18 protein-coding genes are annotated in these 21907 nt (G+C 72.7%); 9 read left to right on the forward strand and 9 right to left on the reverse strand.

Features of this window, described 5'->3' with window-relative positions:
- Positions 1 to 44: 44 nt before the first annotated feature.
- Both AC27IY_RS38235 and AC27IY_RS38240 read right to left on the reverse strand, forming a co-directional pair.
- A complete protein-coding gene (locus AC27IY_RS38235) occupies positions 45 to 1316 on the reverse strand; it encodes a hypothetical protein (protein ID WP_487180987.1) in 1272 nt (423 codons plus the stop codon).
- Between the two features lie 167 nt (positions 1317 to 1483).
- The gene (locus tag AC27IY_RS38240; protein ID WP_364444649.1) at positions 1484 to 2683 is read right to left on the reverse strand and encodes a hypothetical protein; all 1200 of its coding nucleotides are present in this window, start codon (positions 2681 to 2683) and stop codon (positions 1484 to 1486) included.
- Between the two features lie 92 nt (positions 2684 to 2775).
- Between AC27IY_RS38240 and AC27IY_RS38245 the strand changes: the two genes are divergently transcribed.
- Positions 2776 to 3576 carry a Clp protease N-terminal domain-containing protein gene (locus AC27IY_RS38245; protein WP_487180988.1) on the forward strand — a complete coding sequence of 267 codons (801 nt, stop codon included), beginning with the start codon at positions 2776 to 2778 and terminating at the stop codon, positions 3574 to 3576.
- A 107-nt stretch (positions 3577 to 3683) separates the two neighbouring features.
- On the opposite strand, the gene AC27IY_RS38250 is transcribed toward AC27IY_RS38245, so the two are convergent.
- The 4 genes from AC27IY_RS38250 to AC27IY_RS38265 are packed head-to-tail and all read right to left on the reverse strand — an operon-like array spanning position 3684 to position 6931.
- A complete protein-coding gene (locus AC27IY_RS38250; RefSeq protein WP_371249502.1) occupies positions 3684 to 4424 on the reverse strand; it encodes a hypothetical protein in 741 nt (246 codons plus the stop codon).
- A gap of 11 nt (positions 4425 to 4435) precedes the next feature.
- A complete protein-coding gene (locus tag AC27IY_RS38255) occupies positions 4436 to 5554 on the reverse strand; it encodes a magnesium and cobalt transport protein CorA (RefSeq protein ID WP_364444654.1) in 1119 nt (372 codons plus the stop codon).
- A 17-nt stretch (positions 5555 to 5571) separates the two neighbouring features.
- Positions 5572 to 6045: a nuclear transport factor 2 family protein gene (locus AC27IY_RS38260; protein WP_364444655.1), complete on the reverse strand. Its 474-nt coding sequence runs from the start codon at positions 6043 to 6045 to the stop codon at positions 5572 to 5574.
- A 1-nt stretch (position 6046) separates the two neighbouring features.
- Positions 6047 to 6931 carry an amidohydrolase family protein gene (locus tag AC27IY_RS38265; RefSeq protein ID WP_344211928.1) on the reverse strand — a complete coding sequence of 295 codons (885 nt, stop codon included), beginning with the start codon at positions 6929 to 6931 and terminating at the stop codon, positions 6047 to 6049.
- A gap of 34 nt (positions 6932 to 6965) precedes the next feature.
- On the opposite strand from AC27IY_RS38265, the gene AC27IY_RS38270 reads away from it, so the two are divergent.
- Positions 6966 to 7664: a M50 family metallopeptidase gene (locus AC27IY_RS38270; RefSeq protein ID WP_487180989.1), complete on the forward strand. Its 699-nt coding sequence runs from the start codon at positions 6966 to 6968 to the stop codon at positions 7662 to 7664.
- 4 nt (positions 7665 to 7668) lie between these two features.
- On the opposite strand, the gene AC27IY_RS38275 is transcribed toward AC27IY_RS38270, so the two are convergent.
- On the reverse strand, positions 7669 to 9888 hold the full coding sequence (locus AC27IY_RS38275) for a thiamine pyrophosphate-dependent enzyme (RefSeq protein ID WP_487180990.1): 2220 nt from the start codon (positions 9886 to 9888) through the stop codon (positions 7669 to 7671).
- Positions 9889 to 10087: 199 nt separating this feature from the next.
- Here AC27IY_RS38275 and AC27IY_RS38280 point away from each other — a divergent pair, with 199 nt between their 5' ends.
- Positions 10088 to 11458 carry a hypothetical protein gene (locus AC27IY_RS38280; RefSeq protein ID WP_487180991.1) on the forward strand — a complete coding sequence of 457 codons (1371 nt, stop codon included), beginning with the start codon at positions 10088 to 10090 and terminating at the stop codon, positions 11456 to 11458.
- 51 nt (positions 11459 to 11509) lie between these two features.
- Here AC27IY_RS38280 and AC27IY_RS38285 read toward each other — a convergent pair whose 3' ends face one another.
- The gene (locus tag AC27IY_RS38285) at positions 11510 to 11911 is read right to left on the reverse strand and encodes a hypothetical protein (protein ID WP_487180992.1); all 402 of its coding nucleotides are present in this window, start codon (positions 11909 to 11911) and stop codon (positions 11510 to 11512) included.
- A gap of 138 nt (positions 11912 to 12049) precedes the next feature.
- Positions 12050 to 12649: a TetR/AcrR family transcriptional regulator gene (locus tag AC27IY_RS38290; RefSeq protein ID WP_344211918.1), complete on the reverse strand. Its 600-nt coding sequence runs from the start codon at positions 12647 to 12649 to the stop codon at positions 12050 to 12052.
- Positions 12650 to 12736: 87 nt separating this feature from the next.
- Here AC27IY_RS38290 and AC27IY_RS38295 point away from each other — a divergent pair, with 87 nt between their 5' ends.
- The 6 genes from AC27IY_RS38295 (at position 12737) to AC27IY_RS38320 (ending at position 21857) form a co-directional block, all read left to right on the forward strand.
- Complete coding sequence (locus tag AC27IY_RS38295) at positions 12737 to 14290, forward strand: carboxyl transferase domain-containing protein (protein ID WP_435874957.1); 1554 nt, start codon at positions 12737 to 12739, stop codon at positions 14288 to 14290.
- A 2-nt stretch (positions 14291 to 14292) separates the two neighbouring features.
- Complete coding sequence (locus tag AC27IY_RS38300) at positions 14293 to 16266, forward strand: acetyl/propionyl/methylcrotonyl-CoA carboxylase subunit alpha (protein WP_487180993.1); 1974 nt, start codon at positions 14293 to 14295, stop codon at positions 16264 to 16266.
- A complete protein-coding gene (locus AC27IY_RS38305; protein WP_487180994.1) occupies positions 16267 to 17172 on the forward strand; it encodes a hydroxymethylglutaryl-CoA lyase in 906 nt (301 codons plus the stop codon).
- Position 17173: 1 nt separating this feature from the next.
- On the forward strand, positions 17174 to 18310 hold the full coding sequence (locus tag AC27IY_RS38310) for an acyl-CoA dehydrogenase family protein (protein ID WP_364444667.1): 1137 nt from the start codon (positions 17174 to 17176) through the stop codon (positions 18308 to 18310).
- Positions 18311 to 18376: 66 nt separating this feature from the next.
- Positions 18377 to 18811 carry a GNAT family N-acetyltransferase gene (locus AC27IY_RS38315; RefSeq protein ID WP_364444668.1) on the forward strand — a complete coding sequence of 145 codons (435 nt, stop codon included), beginning with the start codon at positions 18377 to 18379 and terminating at the stop codon, positions 18809 to 18811.
- A gap of 49 nt (positions 18812 to 18860) precedes the next feature.
- Positions 18861 to 21857 (forward strand): helix-turn-helix transcriptional regulator, encoded by a 2997-nt coding sequence (locus AC27IY_RS38320; RefSeq protein WP_487180995.1) that lies wholly within the window; start codon positions 18861 to 18863, stop codon positions 21855 to 21857.
- Positions 21858 to 21907: the final 50 nt, after the last annotated feature.

Consider the following 21907-nt stretch of genomic DNA (forward strand, 5'->3'; position numbering starts at 1 on the left):
TCCGCCCGTTGTGGCTGCTCTGGCTCTGCCCGTGTCTGTTCGTGTCATCTGGCCGACCTGCGGGCCCGTACGGCCGCCGCCAGCGGCGTGTTGGGCCCGGCCGCGAGAATCAGCTCCTCCTGCAGCCGCCGCCGCGCCGCCGGGGTGAGCCGGTGGAACTGCGGGCCAGGGACGTAACCGCCCGCCTCCTCACCGGCCTTCACCTGGGCGAGCAGCCCGGCGTGGCGCAGGGTGCGGAGCGCCGCCTCCAGCTCCCCGATGGGCAACTGTGTGTGCCGGCGCAGCTCGTCGGCCGGAGTGGGGTGCGGCGACAGCCAGGAGTCCTCCGGCAGCAGCCCCTCGGCCCGCGGGATCGCCACCGAGTGCACCAGCACCAGCGTCAGCACCGCCCGCTCCGCCACCCCGAGCCGCCCCCCGCCCACGGAAGGCGGGGGCTCGGCGGCGCGGTCGTCTGGGCCGGAGGCGGCCGGGACCGCCGCGCAGGCGTCGTCGTAACCCGAGATCCAGCGGTCGCGGTGCTGGACGAGGACCCGGCCGCGCCGGGCCAGCATCTCGCTCAGCGTGTGGCGCAGCGCCGGATCCCGCAGGGCGGCGAAACGCACCTCCTGCACCGGCTCCGCCGCGTGCTCCACCACCATGTAAGCCGCCACCAGCTCCGCCCGCCGCCGCTCGTCGTACGCACCGAGCAGGTCATCGAACCCGGCACCCCCACCCTCGGCCCGCCCACCGGCGGCGGCATCTGGAACGGACGCGGCAGGCATACCGGACCCGGCGGCCTCTCCGAACGCGGCGAGCCCGGCGGATTGTGCGAACTCTCCGGATTCGGCGGGCATGCTGGACATCGTGGGCATGGCGGCGGCGACGATGTCGGCGTCGCCCACCACGGTCAGCTCGGCCCGGTCCGGTGAGGGCAGCCGGCGCACCAGCTCCTGGAGTTGCGCGTGCGCCTCCACCGGCCACAGCGCGCACCTCGGCCCGAGCACGACCACACCGTCGTCCACGACGACCCACGCCGAGTCGTGCAGCCGCCGCAGCGCCCCGACGGCCCAGTTGCGCATCAGGTCGTCGGTACGCCCGATCAGCGCCCGATAGGTGTCCAGCACCAGCTCCACCGGCGCGGGCGTACCCGGCCAAGGATCGACCGACAGGTCGGTCCAGCAGCACTTGAGCACGGCCGCCAGCACCCGCCGCGTCTCCCCGGCCCGTTCCACGGGCGCGGGCGCCACCTGGTATTCCTCCAGCAGCGCCGGCGTCACACCGTCGGGCCACACCGGCAGCGCCTGCCCGGTGGAGTCGGGCCAGGTCAGCCGTATCATCCCGGCCGGAGCGGGTGCCCCAGGCCCGAGCGGCAACGGCCCGCCCGACCGCGCCCGCACATGCGCGACCGGCCCCTCCAGAACCGACCCCCGCGCCACCGGACCTTTCGCGTCCGGGCCCGCTGCGGCCCGCTCTTCCCCGGTAAGCCCCTGCCCCTCACCGGTGCTCATCGCGTACGCTCCAGGTGGCCGCAGGACAGCCAGGCCGGCTCCCGCCCGGGATCGACCGACAGCTCGTCGCTCCAGGTCAGCCGGTAGGGCAGCTCCGGCCGCAGATCGATGCTGGTGAGGTCGGCGAGCACCCGCCGGGCGGTCACCCAGTCGGGCCCGAGCACGTCGCCGAGCGCGACCCGGGCGGACCCGCCGAGCAGCGACTCGGCCATCTCCCGCAGCCGCTCGACGGCGGCTCCCGGCGAGGTGTCGAGCGAGTCGGACGGCCCGGGATCGGGCAGGGTGGAGCGCGGCGGCGTGGGCTGCGCCGGAGCCGGGCGCGGCGCCTCGTCCACGGCCCGCGCGATGGCGGCCGGATCGTGCCAGGGCGCGGGCGCGTCGAAGACGAACCCGTCGAGCACGGCGGCCAGCCGCTCCTTGGACGCGGTCTGCGAGAAGGTGCGCCACGTCTCGGTCGGCAGCAGCGTGAGGTTGCGGGTGGTGCCCGCCGAGTCGGCCAGCCGCCCGGCCGCTCGCCGGGAGGCGTCGCTGTAGGCGTAGATGGCGGCCCGCAGGTCGGTGCAGACCCGGTCGAGCTCGGGCCAGCGGGTCAGGATGGTGCCGTGCAGGCCCTGCGCCCGCCGCGCGATCTCCTCGGTGCCCCACAGCTTGGGCGCCTGCTCGCGCAGCTCCTCGATGGTGCCGGTGGTGAGCGTGATCAGCTCCAGCGCCCACAGCCGGAACGCCCGCGCGAGGTTGACCGCGCTCTGCCGCGCCTCCTCCATGGTGGTGCGCGGGTCGGCGACGTTGAGGTCTTCGAGCGCGAGCAACCGGTGCATCTCCGACTGCCCGCCGTCGTCCATCATGCGCCGGATGAACATCAGCCCGACGACGCTGGTGAACGAGGCGCGGTAGCGGAGCTGGTTGGGCTTGGGGAACACCTCGCGGATCGCGCCGAGCCCCTTGAGCACCCGCAGCCGGTTGTCGAACTGCTCGCCGGGGTAGGCGCGGCAGGCGAAGCGCATCTGCTCGTGCGTCAGCCACTCCTCGCCCGCCTCCGCGAACGCCGCGAACAGCGTCTCGGCGATGTCGACCAGCACCGGGTCGTCGACCACGGCCCCGCTGTCGCGGGCCAGCGCGGCGAACATGCGGCGGTAGGTGGACAGGACCGCCTCGTCGGTGAGGACGGCGTCGAGGGTCAGGGGCTGTTCGGACACGCGCTCTAAGGTACGGCTTCCCACCGACAGTCGGAGAACTCGACGCCACTATGACCCTGGACGTGTAACCCCAGCGGGGTTATGGTGGGGGTATGCCAAAGATCAACGTGTACCTGCCCGACGACCTCGCCGAGGCCGTCAAGGAGGCCGGCGTGCCGGTGTCCGCCGTCTGCCAGCGGGCGCTGGAGCAGGCGGTCCGCCGGGTGACCGCGATCAGGGAGACCTCGCTCGGCGATCTCGACCTGGACCAGCCGACCGGCGCGCTGACCCACCTCACGGCCCGGACCCGTACGGTGCTCAAGCTCGCCGCCGAGGCCGCCCGCACGCAGGGGACCGTCGAGGTCGGCACCGGGCACCTGCTCGACGCCATGCTCACCGAGGGCACGAACCTGGCCCTGCACGTGCTGCGCGCCATGGAGATCGGCCTCGACCAGGTGCGCCGCGACCTCGACCGGCACGTCCCGCCCGCCACCGACCCGGCTCCGGCCGACGCCGCCGCTCCCGCCGACCCGGCAGGGGCCGGTTCGCGCCGGCTCAGCTCGCCCGCCGCCAACGCCCTCGAACTCGCCGTCACCGAGGCGATCGCGCTCGGCCACAACTACGTCGGCTGCGAGCATCTCCTGCTCGGCCTGGTCGCCGAGCCCGACGGCACGGCCGGTCAGGTGCTGCGCGCCCTGGGCGCCGAGCCGCGCCTCACCCGCCGCGCCGTGTCGGCGGCCCTGGCCGGGTACGTGCACCTGCGCGCCAACACCCAGCAGGCCGCCGCCCCCGCTCCCGCTCCCGGCCAGGCCGAACAGCTGGCCGCCGCGCTCAAGGCCCAGCTCAAGGCCGAGCTGCGGCCGATCGTGGAGCGCCTGGAACGCCTGGAGACGCACGCCGGCCTGAAGCCCTGACCCCGCCGTGGACGGCAACCGGCACGTGCTCGCCGCCTTACGCCTCGCCCTCGTCGCCCTGATCCTCGTCGGCCTGGTCGTCGGGGCCCTGTGACAGCCCTAGGACGTCAGGCCACCTTGGCCGAGCTCGCCTTCCAGGTGTTGCACGCCCCCGGCTTGCCCGTCTCGTATCCCGCCCGCACCCAGGACAGGCGGTTGGCGGTCTTGCCGTGGAAACGGTTCTTCCAGATGTCCGGGATGCCGAGGACGGGCTTCCAGTCCTTGACCACCCGGCCGAGGCTCTTGGCCGAGACCCCGAAGAAGCAGTCGAGCTGCAGGTAGTAGCGGCGGTTGTGCTCGTCCATGACGGTCTCGACTCCGCCGTTCTCCAGCCCCCACCAGGCCCGGCCGATGCCGGTCTGGCCGGTCACGACCCCGCTCCACGTCCTGACCACGGACGTGAACACCTTCCTGTCGTCCTTCGCCTTGATCCAGTCGTCGGCGAGGCGCACCCGGACGGCCGTGGCGCAGATCTCCGAGAACGAGCCCGACACCTCCAGGCCCGTGGAGCAGGACTTCTTGTCCTTGGACTCCTTGAACTGCACCTCGACGGGCGTGAAGTCCTTGATCGCCGGCTTCCACGCCTTGTTGAGGCAGCCGACGAGCGTGGTGACGTACTTCCTCGTGGAGGCCGCGGTGGTGCCCTTCTTCAGCGCGCAGCCGACCTTGGGCAGCTTGGCCGCCTTGTAGAGGGCGTTGTGCGTGAGCTCGGGGGCGCCCGTCACGGGCGCGGCGTGCGCGGCGGTCGCGGTGGACAGCAGGGTCAGAGCGGCGGCGGCGAACGCGGCCGCCGGTAAACGAGAGATCATGAGGTGGGATACTAGAGCCAGTCGCGCCGCTTGAAGACCATGTAGAGCACCAGGCAGACGGCCGCCATCAGCACGATCGCGAACGGATAGCCGAACGCCCAGTGCGTCTCCGGCATGAAGTCGAAGTTCATCCCGTAGATCGTCCCGACCAGCGTGGGCGCGAAGAGGATGGCCGCCCACGCGGAGATCTTCTTGACCTCCTCGCCCTGCTGGATGCTGGCCTCGGTCATCCGGGCCATCTCGGCGTTCTGCGCCTGGGTGACCAGCGTCGAGTTGACGACCAGGATGTTCTGGAGCATCTGCCGGAAGGACGACACCCGCTCCGACACCGTGATCGCGTGGTCGGCCACGTCACGCAGATAGCTCTGCAGCTCGTCGTTGAGTCCGTACTTGGGGGCTCCGGCGATGAAGCCGTGGATCATGCCGACGAGCGGCGCGGTGGCCCGCTGGAACTCGATGACCTCGCCGGACAGCTCGTAGACGCGCCGCGACACCGAGGGGTCGCCGCTGAAGACCTGGGCCTCGATCTCCTCGATGTCCTTCTGCAGCCCGGCCACCACGGGGGCGTAGCCGTCCACGACCGCGTCGACGATCGCGTAGAGCACCGCCTGCGGGCCCTGCCGCAGCAGGTCGGGGTCGGACTCCATGCGCTTGCGGACGCCCTGGAGGTCGGGGGCCTCCGCGTGCCGTACGGTGATCACGAAGTCGGGGCCGACGAAGACGTGCAGCTCGCCGAACGCGACCTCCTCCGCCTCGTCGAGGTAGCGCGCGGCGCGCAGCACCACGAACAGCGTGTCGCCGTAGCGGTCGGCCTTGGGGCGCTGGGAGCCGACGATGGCGTCCTCCAGCGCCAGCTCGTGCAGCTTGAACTCCTCGCCGAGCTTGACCAGCTCCCACTCCTTCGGCCGGTAGAGGCCGATCCAGGCCATGCTGCCCGGCATGTCCTTGAGCCGTTCGAAGGCGTCGGCGAGCGAGCCGGGGTTGTCGACCCGCTCGCCGTCGCGGTAGATGGCGTTGTCGATGACGGTGGGCTGGTAGGGGGGCTCCTCGGTGGCCCGCGGGTCCATCGAGTGCTCGGGCGGCTCCTCGCGCGCGTCACCGCCGCGGCGCAGACTCCTGACCCTGGCCATGCCCCTCCGATCCTTTCCTAGGCGAGCGCGTCGAGCTGCTGCGTCGCCCGATCCCTGATGGTCTTGCGCCACATCGGCGTCCACCCGAACAGCAGCCCGTGCGGGCGGCCGAGCGCCATCCTCGACCAGCGCTTGAAGTCGAACTCGTCGTGGTGCCGCACGATCAGCCCGTCCTCGAACCTGAACAGCGCCTCCACCTCGTTGACCACCTCCCGCCCCGTGCTGGAGAAGGTGTAGCGGGCGGTCCAGCGCGCGGTGCCGGTGTGGTCGTCGGCCCATACGTCCTTGTAGGCGGACCGCAACCCGTCGCGCACGCCGAGCTGCAGCCGCCACATCCGCATCACCCGGTCGCGGCCCTCGATCTCCTGGAAGATGGGGTCGCCGAAGCTGACCTCGGGGTGGTAGCAGCTCTCCATGGCCGCGAGGTCGTTTCGCCCCAGCGCGTCGAAGAAAGCGCTGATCAGCGCCATGTGACGTTCGTTCACCTTCATATCAGATCACGGCCCGCCCATTGCGCCAGCACACGGCCCTGAGCCAGTCCTCGCCGAGGTCCAGGCGGGCGAGCGCGTCGAGCTGGTGCGCGTAGGGGTAGGGGATGGTCGGGAAGTCACTGCCGAGGATCACCTTCCCCGCAAGTCCCAGATCAAGCAGCGCGGGGCGGAGCCGGGCGGGGAACGGCATGCCCCGCTCGCTGAAGTCGGTGAACGCCATCGTGGTGTCCAGCGCCACCCGCTCGTAGCGCAGGGCCAGCTCGAAGAACGGGTCGTACTCCGGCATGCCGAGATGCGCGATCACCAGGCGCAGCCGGGGATGACGGCGCAGCACCTCGCCGATGGGCTCCGCGCCGACGTGGCCGCCGGGCACCGGCACCGAGCTGGCGTGCACCACGACGGGCACGCCCGACTCCGCCAGCAGCCCCCAGACCTCCGACAGCTCGGGGACCCGCGGATCGAACCCGCCGACCTGCAGGTGCACCTTGAAGACGCGGGCCCCGTCGTCCAGGGCGCGCCGCACGTACGCCACCACCCCAGGCTCCGGGTAGAAGGTCGCCGACGGGAGACAACCCGGTGTACGGCGGGCGAAATCCATCGTCCAGGCGTTGAGGTCGGCCGCCATGTCCGGCTTGTGCGCGTACGCCAGCGCGGGGAAGCTCCGCACCCCCATCGCCCGCAGGTGCGCCACCCGCTCCGCCACCGGCCACTCGTACGCGATGTGCCAGCCCTCTCCCATCAGCGGCCCGCCGTGACGGAAGTGATGCCAGACCCGCCGCTCCATCCGCTCCGGCAGGAAGTGCACGTGCAGGTCGACCAGGCCGGGCAGCCCGAGCCGCCGCCACCACTCCGGCACCCCCTGGTCAGAATGTCGTTCCGTGACCACGGCCGTGACTTTACCTGGATAGGGTTCTGTCTCGATGGACAAGCTCTGGGCCCACCTGATCAAGGTTCAGCCTGACCCCCACCCCTGGGTCGTGGTGGTCTCGGCTCTGGTCGCGCTCGCGATCGTCGCCTTCCGCATGCCCTGGCAGGTCTCCCGGGGCCTGATCACGATCGCCCACGAGGGCGGCCACGCGCTCATGGCGCTGGTCACCCGGCGCAAGCTGGAGGGCATCCGCCTCCACTCCGACACCTCCGGCGTGACGCTCACCAGGGGGAAGCCGACCGGGCCCGGCATGGTGCTGACCGCGATGGCGGGCTACCTCGCGCCCCCGCTGCTCGGGTTGGCCGCCGCCTGGCTGACCCAGCAAGGGCGGATCACGCTGCTGATCTGGACGGTGCTGCTGTTCCTGGTCTGCATGCTGCTGCTGATCCGCAACCTCTACGGCGCGCTGATCCTCCTCGCCACCGGGGGCGCGGTGTTCGCGCTCAGCATGTACGCCCCCGCCGCCGTCCAGCAGGGCGTCGCCTTCGTCGCCGTGTGGTTCCTGCTGCTCGGCGGGATCCGGCCGATCATCGAGCTGCAGCAGAAGCGGCGCCGCAGGCAGGCCAGGGACTCCGACGCCGACCAGCTCGCCCGGCTGACGATCCTGCCGGGCGGCTTCTTCGTGTTCTTCTTCTTCGTGGTGGCGGTGACGGCCGCGGCGTTCGGGGCCTACCTGATGAACCCGCTCTGAAGCCTCATCCGAGGAGCTTGCGTGCCGCCTGCTCGATCTCGGCCTCCGACAGCAGCACGTGATCGGCCGCCCCGCCCAGCGGGATGAAACTGTCGTCCGACGTCACCCGCGCCACCTGCCCGGTGAACCCGGCGTCCGCCAGCTCCGCCAGCACGCCCTCGGAGACGCCGCCGGAGTGCCGGGTCTCGTCGGCGATCAGCACCTTCCCGGTCAGCTCCGCCGCCCGCACCAGGTCCTCCACCGGCAGCGGCGCGAGCCAGCGCAGGTCGAGGACGCGGCAGCCGTAGCCCTCCTGGGTGAGCCGCACGGCGGCCCGCAGGCTCATCCGCACCCCGTTGCCGAACGTCACGATCGTCAGGTCGCGCCCGTCGCCGTAGGAGCGGGCCCGCCCGATCGGCACGTGCGTCTCGGCCCAGCGCGACGGCGGCGCGTACGGCGCCAGCCAGCCCCCGTCGCCCTCCTCGAACAGGTCGCGCGTGTGGTAGAGCGCGATCGGCTCCAGGAACACCGCGACCGTCCCGCACGCCCGCGCCGCCGCCAGGCACGTGCGCAGCATCGCCGAGGCGTCGTCCGGCCGCGCCGGCGAGGCGATGACCAGGCCGGGGATGTCGCGCAGCGCCGCCACCGAGTTGTCGTTGTGGAAGTGGCCGCCGAACCCCTTCTGGTAGGCGTAGCCCGCCACCCGCACCACCATCGGGTTGCGGTAGGCGCCGCGGGAGAAGAACGACAGCGTCGCCCCCTCGCCGCGGATCTGGTCGAGCGCGTTGTGCAGGTAGGCGAGATACTGGATCTCCGGCACCGGCAGCAGCCCCGACACCCCCGACCCGAGCGCCAGCCCCAGGATGGCCTGCTCGTCCAGCAGCGTGTCGAACACCTGGCCCGCGCCGAAGCGCTTCTGCAGCCCCCGCGTCACCCCGTAGACCCCGCCCTTGCGCGCGACGTCCTCGCCGAACACCAGCATCTCGGGGTGGACGGCGAGCGCGTCGGCGAGCGTGCGGTTGATCGACTGGGAGAGCGTGAGCGGCTTGTCGAGCTCGGGCAGCGCCCCGGCGAACGCCTTGTCCCTGGCCGCGGGCGGGGCCGCCACCGGGCTGATGCGGGCGATCAGGTCGGGGTCGCGCGGCGCGAGCGGCTCCTTGATCTCCTTGGCGGTGCCGAGCCGCGGGTGGCGGGTGGTCTCCAGGGCGATGCGCAGCACGTGCTCGCGTGCGCTCTCGTACCTTTTGAGCAGCTCGTCCGGGGTCTCCAGGCCGGCCTCGACGAGCATCGCGGCGGTGCGCAGCAGCGGGTCGCGGGCCAGGTCGGCGCGGATGTCGCGCTGGGTGCGGTAGGCCGCCTCCACGTCGGACCCGGCGTGCCCCATGAGCCGCACCGTCGACAGGTGCAGGAAGGCGGGGGAGCGGCGGGTGCGTACGTGCTCGACCGCGCGCGCGGCGGCGTCGTAGGCGTCGGCCAGGTCGCACCCGTCGGCCGCGAAGTACTCGATGCCGGGCCGCCGCGCGGCCGCCGCCACCCAGCCCTTGGGCGTGCGTACGCTGATGCCGAGCCCGTTGTCCTCGCACACGAACAGGATCGGCAGCGCCTGCCCCTGGAAGGTGGCGTAGGAGGCGAGGTTGAGGCCCGACAGCGCGCTCGCGTGGTTGATCGAGGCGTCGCCGAAGCTGCACACCACCACCGCGTCGGGCTCCCACGCGCAGGGCGCGCCGAGCGCCTTGGCGCGTTCGACGGCGAAGGCGACGCCCACGGCCCTCGGCAGATGGCTGGCGATGGTCGAGGTCTGCGGGATGACCGCCAGCTCGGGATGGCCGAACACCTTGTGCCGGCCGCCCGCGATCGGCTCGTCGGCCGCCGCGCTCAGGCCCATGAGGACGTCGCGCAGCCCCTGCTCGGGCAGCCGGCCCTTCTGCTCGGAGCGGGTGAGGTAGAACGCGCCGGAACGGTAGTGGAGCAGCGCGGGATCGGTGGGCCGCAGCGCGGCGGCGACCGCGGCGTTGCCCTCGTGCCCGGCCGAGCCGATCGTGTAGAAGCCTTCGTTCTGCTCGCGCAGCCAGCGGGCGGCGATGTCGAGCAGCCGGCTGTCGAGCTGGCGCCGGAACAGCGCCCGGCATCGCTCGCCGGTCAGCGTCGTCCCCTCCCGGACCGGCTGGGCCGGATCTCGCGGGGGACCCGCTTCAAGGGTCGCGACGGTTTCGGTGAAATGTGTTTCAACAGTGTCCCGCGCCACACCCCGATTATGTCTGTCATCGGGCCCGGCGTCTGCCCGACGCGTGGGGACAGGTTGCGGTCCGGTCGTTATAGACCCTTATCTATAACCGTTTGTCAGTATTTCGAACCTCGCCACTCACCTGGGCGTCTCTAAAGGAGACACACGTGGCACCCTCAATGCCGCGTTGAAGCACTGGGGTCTCCAGAAAGGAACCCGCATGTTACAACGCCTCCGTGTCACCGCCTTCGCCGTGATGATCGGCGCAGGGGCCCTGGTCGCCCTCGCGCCGGCAGCCGCGTCGGCGGCCCCGCAGAAACCCGTCGAGATCGGCAGGGTGGTCATCAGCCCCGCCTCGCCGCTCGACGTGACCGGCGGCCCGGTCACCGCCACCTTCACCGTCTTCACGAAGAACGCGGACAAGGCCACCCTCCAGCTCAAGCCGCCCGTGGGGGTCTATACCTCCATAGGCGAGCTGACGAGGACGCCGGTACGCGACTGGGTCAAGTGGACCGGCACCAGGAAGTTCGAGACCTCGCCCACCGGCACGTGGAGCTACCTCGCCACGGCCACGGGCGGCGGCCAGGAGAAGTCCGCCTCCGGGACCTTCGACGTGGTCGTCAAGAAGACGCTCGACACCAAGTTCGCCTCCTTCGGCGTCCGGCCGCGCGAGGCCGACCGCGGTGACGTGGTCAAGGTCTTCGGGCGCCTGCTCGCCGACGGCAAGGGGTACGCGGGACAGACCGTCTCCCTCCAGTTCCGCGGCCGCCACTCCGGCGACTTCCGCGAGGTCGCGAGGACGACGACCGGCAAGGACGGCTGGTTCGGCGACGGGGTGCGGATCCGGACGAGCGGCACGTTCCGCGCTGTCTTCGCCGCAACCGCCGCCGCGAAGGGCTCCGTCAGCGACCTCGCCGGCGTGGCCGTCAGGCGCCCGAACGCCGACAGCAGGATCGACGGCTTCGACGCCCGGCCCGAGCCCGTCGACAAGGGCGACCGGCTGACGTTCACCGGCACGCTCAGGGCCGAGCGCCGCGGCGGGCTCGCCGGGCAGCGCGTGACCGTGTCCTTCAGGGCCGCGGGCTCCTCCCGCTGGGAGGACGTGACCAGCACGGTGACCGGCAGGGACGGCCGCTTCTGGGCCTCCGCCACCGCCGTCGCCTCCGGCTGGTGGCGCGCCGAGTACGCGGGCACCCGCGGCGTGAACGGCAGCGTCGGCGACGCCGACTGGGTGACGGTCGAACAGCCCGCCCCGCCGCCCGCGGTGAGCAGGGCGGACAGCCGGATCATCGGGTTCAACGCCTATGCGGAGCCGGTGAAGCGCGGCAAGTATCTGAGGTTCAAGGGGCGGCTGCAGATCGCCGACGACGACGGCTGGGAGGGGTACAGCGGCAAGGTCGGGCTGTACTTCAAGAAGGCCGGGTCGAAGAAGTGGGAGTACGTGAAGGTGTTCCGGTCCGGTGACAGCGGGCGCCTCTACGTGAAGGCCAGGGCCTGGGACTCGGGGCGCTGGAAGTTCGTGTTCAAGGGTGACGACGACACGTACGGGTCCTCCAGCCGTACGGATTATGTCCGGGTGACCCGCAGGTAGGCAGGAGGAGGCCCGGAGCCACGGCTCCGGGCCTTTTCGTGTCGCCGGCTGCTAGTTGGAGAGCTTGCTCTCGATCCGGCCGAGGATCGACTCCAGGCGATCGAAGCGATCGTCATGCGAGTCGAGCCGCTTCTCGAGCCTGTCGAGCCTTTCCTCCACCCTGGCGAACCGCCCGTCGATCTCGACGAACTTCTGATCGATCTGAGCGAACTTCTGGTCGATCTGGGTGAATCGCTGGTCGATTCTGGCGAAGCCCGCCCTCATCTCGGACCTGAGTGCGCCGACCTCGCGGTCGATCTTGTCGAGGAGGTTCTCGGCGACGTCGTCCACGCGCCGGTGCAGCGTGTCGATCCGGTCGGCGATGGTGAGCTGTGGCACGCCGCTTACAGTAGCCGCTTCCAGCGCCGTGACCCGCACTTCCAGGTCATCGTACTTCTTCTGGAGATCCAACATTCGGTGCGCTCCTTACTGCGGAGGGAGGACGGAGGGAAGCCGCGCGGCCGCATCGGGAAAGTTACCCTCCGTACTTGATCGAGCGCAGGGAGATGCGAAAGCCAGTCCTAGTCGGCGCGCACCACGACAACGGGAGTGTTAGCGAGCGTTAACAGCGGCGTCGATCGCCGCGCGGGCCATCGCGCGCAGCAGCGGCCGCATGTCGCCGCCGGGCAGCTCGCCCGCGCTGTGCGGGGTGGAGTTGAGCAGCCCGAAGACCGCGTGCATGGCGGCCCGCAGCCGGGCGGCCGGGCACGCGGGATGCAGCTCGGCCAGCACGGTCACCCACTCCTCGACGTACAGCCGCTGCAGCCGCCTGATCTGCCGCCGGTGCGGCTCGGGCACGTTGCCGAGCTCCCGGTCGTGCACGACGATCAGCGCCGGCTGCTCGGTGGCGAAGGTGATCTGCACGTCGAGCAGCGCGTCGAGGGCCTGCTCCGGCCCCGGGGAGGAGGTCACGACGGCCACGGCGGACTCGCGCAGCCGCGAGCTGACGTCGAGCAGCATCTCGGCCAGCAGCGCCTCCTTGCCACTGAAGTGCCGGTAGAGCGCGGGGCCCGAGACGCCGACCGCGCCGCCGATCTCCTCGATCGGGACGCCGTGGAAGCCCCGTGCCGCGAACAGCCGGGCCGCCGCCTCCAGGATCTCCGCGCGCCTGTTGCGCCGGGAGCGGGCAGGGGTGGCGGAGGTGCTGGTCACGTCTCACATGCTAGACGATGACGTTAACGCTCGCTAACATTCGAGCCATGAGGGCATGAGAGGGGACGCATGAGCAGCGACTGGCCGGTGCTGGGCTCGGCCGCCGACCCGGCGGGGGAGGCGTACAAGCGCAACACCGAGATCAACGAACGCCTGGCCGCCGACCTGCTCGACCGCCTCGCCGCCGCCGCGCCCGGCGGCCCCGAGCGGTCGCGGCGGCGGCACGTCGAGCGGGGCAAGCTGCTGCCGCGCGACCGCGTGGACGGCCTGCTGGACCCCGGCTCGCGCTTCCTGGAGCTGTCGCCGCTGGCCGCGAACGGCCTGTACGACGACGAGGCGCCGGCCGCCGGGATCATCACGGGAGTCGGCCGGGTCTCGGGCCGCGAGTGCGTGATCGTCGCCAACGACGCCACGGTCAAGGGCGGCACCTACTACCCGATGACCGTCAAGAAGCACCTGCGCGCGCAAGAGGTGGCCCTGCACAACCACCTGCCCTGCGTCTACCTGGTGGACTCCGGCGGCGCGTTCCTGCCCCGGCAGGACGAGGTGTTCCCCGACCGCGACCACTTCGGCCGCATCTTCTACAACCAGGCCACCATGTCCGCCCGCGGCATCCCGCAGATCGCCGCCGTGCTCGGCTCGTGCACGGCGGGCGGCGCGTACGTCCCCGCGATGAGCGACGAGGCGGTCATCGTCCGCGGCCAGGGCACGATCTTCCTGGGCGGCCCGCCGCTGGTGAAGGCGGCCACCGGCGAGGAGGTCACGGCCGAGGAGCTGGGCGGCGGCGACCTGCACGCCCGGGTCAGCGGCGTCACCGACCACCTCGCCGAGGACGACGCGCACGCCCTCGCCATCGTCCGCGACATCGTCTCCACGCTCGCCCCGCGCGCCGAGCGGCCCTGGCCGGTGGTCACGCCGGAGCCGCCCCGCCACGACCCGCGCGACCTGTACGGCGTCGTCCCGGCCGACACCCGCCAGCCGTACGACGTGCGCGAGGTCATCGCGCGCCTCGTGGACGGCTCGCGCTTCCTGGAGTTCAAGGCCGAGTACGGCCACACCCTCGTCACCGGCTTCGCCCACCTGCACGGCCACCCGGTCGGCATCGTGGCCAACAACGGCATCCTGTTCAGCGAGTCGGCCATGAAGGGCGCCCACTTCATCGAGCTGTGCGACCAGCGCCGCATCCCCCTGGTGTTCCTGCAGAACATCAGCGGCTTCATGGTCGGCAAGGCGTACGAGGCGGGCGGCATCGCCAAGCACGGCGCGAAGATGGTCACCGCCGTCTCCTGCGCGCGGGTGCCCAAGTTCACCGTGGTCATCGGCGGCTCGTTCGGGGCGGGGAACTACGCGATGGCCGGCCGGGCGTACGCGCCGCGCTTCCTGTGGATGTGGCCCAACGCCCGCATCTCCGTGATGGGCGGCGAGCAGGCCGCGAACGTCCTCACCACCGTCGGCACCGCCGACGCCGACGCCATCAGGGCCCAGTACGAGCACCAGGGCAACCCGTACTACTCCACGGCCAGGCTGTGGGACGACGGCGTGATCGACCCGCTCGACACCCGCACCGTCCTCGGCCTGGCGCTGTCCGCGGCGGCCAACGCCCCGCTCGAACCCGCCGGATACGGCGTCTTCCGGATGTGATCATGCTGTTCGACCGTGTTCTCATCGCCAACAGGGGCGAGATCGCCGTACGGATCGCCCGCACGCTGCGCCGGCTCGGCGTCACGGCGGTGGCCGTGCACACGCCGTCCGACGCCGGCGCCCGGCACGTACGCGAGGCGGACCTCGCCCTGGAGGTGCCGAGCTACCTGGACGCCGACGCGATCGCGGGGGCGGCGCTCGCGTCCGGGGCGCAGGCCGTGCACCCCGGCTACGGTTTCCTGGCCGAGAACGCCGCCTTCGCGCGGGCCTGCGCCGCCGCTGGTGCGGCGTTCGTCGGGCCGCCGGCCGAGGCCATCGACGCCATGGGCGACAAGATCCGGGCCAAGGCCACGGTGTCGGCCGCCGGGGTGCCGGTGGTCCCGGGCGGGGCCGAGCCCGACGACGCGCTGGAGGAGTGGCGCGACTTCCCGGCCCTCATCAAGCCGTCCGCGGGCGGCGGCGGCAAGGGCATGGTGCTGGTGCGCTCGGCCGCGGAGCTGCCCGACGCGCTGGCGTCGGCGCGGCGGACCGCGCGGGCCGCGTTCGGCGACGCGACGCTGCTCATCGAGCGGTACGTCGACAGCCCCCGCCACATCGAGATCCAGGTGCTGGCCGACTCCCTCGGCGGCGCGGTGCACCTGGGCGAGCGCGAGTGCAGCCTGCAGCGCAGGCACCAGAAGGTCATCGAGGAGGCGCCGTCGCCGTTCGTCACCCCCGAGCTGCGGGCCCGCATGGGCGCGGCGGCCGTGGAGGCGGCACGGGCGGTCGGCTACGTCGGCGCGGGCACCGTCGAGTTCATCGTGGACGGCGCCACCGGCGCCTACCACTTCATGGAGATGAACACCCGCCTCCAGGTCGAGCACCCCGTCACCGAGCTGGTGACCGGCCTCGACCTGGTGGAGCTGCAGCTCCGGGTGGCGGCCGGCGAGCCGCTGCCGTTCGGCCAGGACGAGGTGCGGCTGAGCGGGCACGCCGTCGAGGCCCGCGTCTACGCCGAGGACCCCTCGCGCGGCTTCCTGCCGACGGGCGGGCGCGTCCTGCTGCTCCGCGAGCCCGGCGTCCCCGGTCCCGCCGCTCACCCGGCCGGCTCCGGCCCGCTGGTCCGTACGGACTCCGGGCTGTCCGAGGGCGGGGTCGTCGGCAGCGAGTTCGACCCCATGCTCTCCAAGGTGGTGGCCTGGGCCCCGGACAGGAAGGCCGCGCTGCGCGCCCTCGACCGCGCGCTCGCCGGCACCGCCGTGCTGGGCGTGGTCACCAACGTGCCGTTCCTGCGCGCCCTGGCCGCCCACCCGGCCGTACGCGCGGGCGAGCTGGACACCGGCCTGGTCGAGCGGGCCCTGCCCGAGCTGGTCACCGACGCCGCCGCCCCCGCCGGCGTGCTCGCCGCGGCCGGGCTGGTCTTCCACGCGCTGCCGCAGGGCGACGACCCGTGGGAGGTCACCGACGGCTGGCGGGTCGGCGAGCGGGCCTGGACGACCTGGCGGCTGGCGTCCAGGGACGGCGTCCACGAGGTACGGGTCCGCGGCCTGCCCGCCGAGTCGGCCGAGGTGCTGACGGACGAGCGCCCGGTGCCTGCCCGCCTGCGCGCGGAGGGCCCGGAGGTGGCCGTCACGCTCGGCGACCGGACCGTACGCTACCTGTGCGCCCGCGACGGCGACACGCTCTGGCTCGGCCACGACGGCCGGGCCTGGGCGTTCACCCGCCACCTGATCGGCGACCCCGGCGACCGCCCAGGAGCCGCCGCCTCCGGCGACGGCGTGGTGCGCAGCCCGATGCCGGGCACCGTCCTCGTCGTCAAGGCCCAGCCGGGCGACCGGGTGAGCGCCGGCCAGCCGCTCATCGTCGTCGAGGCCATGAAGATGGAGCACGCCGTCACCGCCCCGTGCTCCGGCGTGCTGACTGACCTCCCGGTCCAGCCCGGCCAGCCGGTCGACATGGACGCCGTCCTGGCCGTCGTGACCCCCGAGGAGGACTAGATGCCGCATCCCATGGACGGCCTTCCCAAGCAGGTCACCGTCTACGAGGTCGGGCCGCGCGACGGCCTGCAGAACGAGTCCGCGATCGTGCCCGTCGAGGTGAAGGCCGAGTTCATCGACCGGCTCGCGGACGCCGGGCACAAGGTCATCGAGGCCACCAGCTTCGTCCACCCCAAGTGGGTGCCGCAGCTCGCCGACGCCGACGAGCTGCTGACCCGGCTGCACCGCAGGCCGGGCGTCCGCTACCCGGTCCTGGTGCCGAACGAGCGCGGCCTCGACCGGGCGCTCGACCGCGGCGTGACCGAGATCGCCGTGTTCGCCAGCGCCACCGAGACCTTCGCCGCCAAGAACCTCAACCGCAGCCTGGAGAGCCAGTTCGAGATGTTCGAGCCGGTCGTCGCCAGGGCGCTCGACAACGGCGTGCGGGTGCGCGCGTACGTGTCGATGTGCTTCGGCGACCCCTGGGAGGGGCCGACCCCGATCGCGCAGGTCGTCCGGGTGGGCGAACGGCTGCTCGGGCTCGGCTGCCACGAGCTGTCGCTCGGCGACACCACCGGCGTCGGCACGCCGGGCCACGTCACCGCGCTCATCAAGGCGTTCCGCTCCCCTGAGCGGCTGGCGGTGCACTTCCACGACACCTACGGCCAGGCCCTCGGCAACACCCTGGCCGCGCTCCGCGCCGGCGTGACCACCGTGGACGCCTCCACCGGCGGCATCGGCGGCTGCCCCTACGCCGAGTCCGCCACGGGCAACCTCGCCACCGAGGACCTCGTCTGGATGCTGCAGGGACTCGGCATCGACACCGGGCTCGACCTGGGCAAGCTCGTCGCCACCAGCACCTGGCTGGCCGGGCTGCTCGGCCGGCCCAGCCCATCCCGCGTCGTACAGGCGCTCGCGAAAGGCTGACATGCTCAAGGACGAGTACGAAGAGCTGCGCAAGACGGTCGAGACGTTCGCCCGCGACGTGGTCGCCCCCGTGATCGGCGACTACTACGAGCGCGGGGAGTTCCCGTACGACATCGTGCGCAGAATGAGCGCGATGGGCCTGTTCGGCCTGCCCTTCCCCGAGGAGTACGGCGGCATGGGCGGCGACTACTTCGCCCTGTGCCTGGCCCTGGAGGAGCTGGCCCGTGTGGACTCCAGCGTGGCGATCACCCTGGAGGCGGCGGTCTCGCTCGGCGCGATGCCGATCTACCGCTTCGGCACCGAGGAGCAGCGCGCCCACTGGCTGCCCAGGCTCGCCTCCGGCGCGGAGCTCGGCGCGTTCGGCCTGACCGAGCCCGGCGGCGGCACCGACGTGCCCGGCGGCATGCGCACCACGGCCGTGCTCGACGGGGACGAATGGGTGATCAACGGGTCGAAGGCGTTCATCACCAACTCCGGCACCGACATCACCAGCGTCGTCGGCGTGGCCGCGCTCACCGGCGAGCGGGAGATCTCCACGATCCTCGTACCGGCGGGGACGCCCGGTTTCACCGTGTCGAAGAAGTACTCCAAGGTCGGCTGGAACGCCTCCGACACCCGCGAGCTGTCCTTCTCCGACTGCCGGGTGCCCGCGGCCAACCTGCTCGGCGAGCGCGGCCGCGGTTACGCCCAGTTCCTCCAGACCCTGGACGAGGGCCGCATCGCGATCGCCGCCCTCAGCGTGGGCCTGGCTCAGGGCTGCGTGGACGAGTGCCTGAAGTACGTCAGGGAACGCCGGGCCTTCGGCAACCCCATCGGCCACTACCAGGCCATCCAGTTCAAGGTCGCCGACATGGAGGCCCGCGCCCACACCGCCCGCCTGGCCTACTACCACGCGGCCGAGCGCATGCTGGCCGGGTTGCCGTTCAAGAAGGAGGCCGCGATCGCCAAGCTGGTCTCCTCCAACGCCGCCATGGACAACGCCCGCGACGCCACCCAGGTGTTCGGCGGCTACGGCTTCATGAACGAGTTCCCCGTCGGCCGCTTCTACCGCGACGCCAAGATCCTGGAGATCGGCGAGGGCACCAGCGAGGTGCAGCGGATGCTCATCGCCCGCCAGCTCGGCCTGGCCGACCTGTGAGGTCGCTGGCCTGCGAGGGCTTCCATGTTTGCGCCACCGGCGCGCGAGGATCTACTGTCAGGGGTCATGACGGCTGACGATCTTCTCATCAGGAGGGCGGAGAAGGCGGACGCGGACGAGGTGTTCGCGCTGGCCCGCGACTTCGGGCTGACGTTCCGGCCCGAGCGCGAGGCCTTCGACGCCGCACTCCCCGAGCTGCTGGCGAACGACTCCGCCCTGCTGCTCGTGGCCGTCGCCGAAGGCCGGGTCCGCGGCTACCTGCTGGGCTTCACGCACCTCACGCTGTTCGCCAACGGGCCGGTCGCCTGGGTCGAGGAGGCCATGGTCCAGTCGGGCTCGCGCCGGCAGGGCATCGGGCGGGCGCTGCTGGAGGAGTTCGAACAGTGGGCCCGTTCGCGGGAGGCCGGCTACGTCGCCATGGCCACCCGGCGGGCGCCGGAGTTCTACCACGCGCTCGGTTATGAGGCGTCGGCCACGTTCTTCCGCAAGGTGCTGCGCTGAGGGCGATCGGCGGGCGCTTCTGTCGGAGGGCGATGGCATCCTTGCGTACGTGACCGTACACGCCGTCAGCCCGTTGTTCGTCGGGCGTGCCCGTGAGCTCGCCGTCCTGCGCGACGCGCTCGGCGAGGCGCGCGCCGGCATGCCCGCGACCGTGCTGGTGGGCGGCGAGGCCGGGGTCGGCAAGACGCGGCTGCTGGGCGAGTTCGCCGACCGCGCCGACGACGCCCTGGTGCTCGTCGGCGGCTGCCTGGAGCTGGGCACGGAGGGCCTGCCGTTCGCGCCGTTCACCGCCGTGCTGCGCGGGCTGGTGCGGCGGCTCGGCCGTGACGGCGTCGCGGCGCTCGTGCCCGGCGGCGCGGCCGGCGGGCTGGCCCGGCTGCTGCCCGAGTTCGGCGAGCCGGGCAGGGAGGGCGCCGAGGCCCGCGCGCGCCTGTTCGAGCTGGTGCTCGGGCTGCTGGAGCGGCTGGCCGAGGAGCGCCCGGTCGCGCTCGTCATCGAGGACGCCCACTGGGCCGACCGCTCCACCCGCGACCTGCTGTCGTTCCTGGTCCGCTACCAGCGCACCGCCGGGCGGCTGCTGCTCGTGGTCACCTACCGCAGCGACGAGCTCCACCGCACCCACCCGCTGCGGCCCATGCTGGCCGAGCTGGGCCGGGTCGAGTGGGTCACCCGGGTCGAGCTGCGCAGGCTCACCCGCAGGGAGGCCGTCGCGCAGGCGGCCAGCATCCTGGAGCGCCGGCCGGCGGACGCCGACATGGACCTCATCTACGCCCGCAGCGAGGGCAACCCGCTGTTCGTCGAGGCGCTGCTGAGCGAGGGCGGCGGCCGGGGCGACCTGCCCGAGTCGCTGCGCGACCTGCTGCTCGCCCGCGTCGAGCGGCTGCCCGAGGAGACGCAGGAGCTGCTGCGGGTGGCCAGCGCGGGCGGCCAGCGCCTGGAGCACGACCTGCTGTCGGCCGTCGCCGGGCTCGACGACAACGCCCTGTCGCGGGCGCTGCGCCCGGCCGTCGCGGGCAACGTGCTCGTGGTCGACGGCGAGGGCTACAGCTTCCGGCACGCGCTCATCCGCGAGGCGCTCCACGACGACCTGCTGCCCGGCGAGCACACCCGCCTGCACACCCGCTACGCCGAGGCGCTGGAGCGCGACCTGTCGATCCTGCCCGCCCCGCGCGGCGCGATCGAGCTGGCCCATCACTGGCACGCCGCCCACGACTCCACGTGGGCGCTGGTCAGCGCGTGGCGGGCGGCCGCGGCCGCGCGCACCTCCACCGCCTACGACGAGCAGCTCCGCATGCTGTCGCGGGTCCTGGAGCTGTGGGACCAGGTGCCCGACGCCGCCGGGCGCATCGGCGCCGACCGCCTCGAGGTGCTCCGGCAGACCGCCGTGGTCGCCCACCTGGCCGGCGAGTACGAACGCAGCATCGCCCTGGCCGGCGCACTCCTCGCCGAGCTCGACCCCGAGACCGACCCGGTGCGCACCGCCGTCGTCCTGCGCCAGCGCGGCCTGACCCGCTACGACCTGGGCCGCCCCGGCCATCTCGACGACCTGCGCCGCGCCGCCTCGCTGGTGCCCGCCGAGCCGCCCTCGCGGCTGCGCGCCCAGGTGCTGGAGAGCCTGTCCCGTATGCTGTTCCGTCCCGAGGACAAGGACGAGAAGATCGCCACCGCCGAGATCGCCCGGGAGATCGCCCGCGCGGTCGGCGACGTCAACGTCGAAGCCAACTCCCTCATCACCGCCACCTGGGCGCGCTACCGCTTCCACGAGGTCGAGGCGCAGATGGAGGCGTTCGCCGAGGCTCGCCGCATCGCCGCCGCCGCGGACGCCTACAACGCGCTCATGCGCTGCGCGATCTCCGAGTCCGACGCGCTGGAGGGCGCGGGGTGGCACGAGCGGGCCGCCGAGGTCGCCCGCGCGGGCATCGCCGACTCCGCCCACTACGGCCTGGCGCGCACCTCCGGCACCTTCCTCGCGATCAACCTCGCCGAGCCGCTGGTCTCGCTCGGGCGGTGGGACGAGGCGCTGGAGGTCATCGAACAGGCCCTCGACCTCACGCCCCCCGCGCCCTACCGGGCGAGCCTGCAGGGGTTCATCACCGACATCGCGCTCGCGCGCGGGCAGCTCGACCGGGCCGAGCAGCTGTTCGACGCCTCGCGCGGGGTGCTGTCACGGGGCACCTACCGCGACCAGACGCTGCTGCCGCATCTGCGGCGCAAGGTGGAGCTGCTGGAGGCACGCGGCCAGGCCGGCGAGGCGGTGCGGGAGGCGGCCGAGGCGCTGGCGGAACGCGACCTGGTGTCCAGCCCGCGCTACGTGTGGCAGCTCCTGGTGACCTTCGCCCACCTGTTGACCGCAGCCGGGGGCAGGACGGCTCCGGGGCGGGCGTCCGTGGTGGAGGAGGCGACGGCGGCGCTGCCCCGGCTGCGGGAGGTGGCGCGGCGCATCGGCACCGAGGGCGAGCTGCAGGAGGCACAGCGGCTCACCTTCGAGGCACTGCTGGGCCCGGAGCCGCCGGCGGCGGGTGAGGCTGCGCGACTGAGGCCGGAGTCGCCGGCCACTGACGTGGAAGCGCGGGTCGCGTGGCGGGTCAAGGCGTGGGAGGCCGCGGTCGGGGCCTGGGTCGATCTGGGGCAGCCCTATCCGGAGGCCCGCGCCCTGCTGGGGTCGGCGCAGGCGCTGCTCGCGGCGGGCGACCGGCAGGGGGCGGCGGCGCGGCTCGAACGGGCCCGCGAGCTGGCCACCAGGCTCGGCGCCGCGCCGCTGCTGGAACAGCTCGACGTCGTCCGCCGCCGGGCCCGCCTCGGCGGCGGCCCGTCCGACGAGCCCGCCGGCGACGGGCAGCCGCTCGGCCTGACGGCGCGCGAGCTGGAGGTGCTGCGCGAGGTGACGAACGGCCGCAGCAACCGCGAGATCGCCGAGACGCTGGTCATCTCGGTGAAGACGGTGAGCGTGCACGTCTCCAACATCCTGGCCAAGCTCGGCGTCGCCGGCCGAGGCGAGGCCGCCGCCACCGCCCACCGCCTCCACCTGTTCGACGACCTCCCCTGACCCAGGGCCTCCCGTGACCCACTGGCCGCCCGGGGCCTATGGCGCCTGTC

This window comes from Nonomuraea sp. B208, from assembly GCF_057536035.1.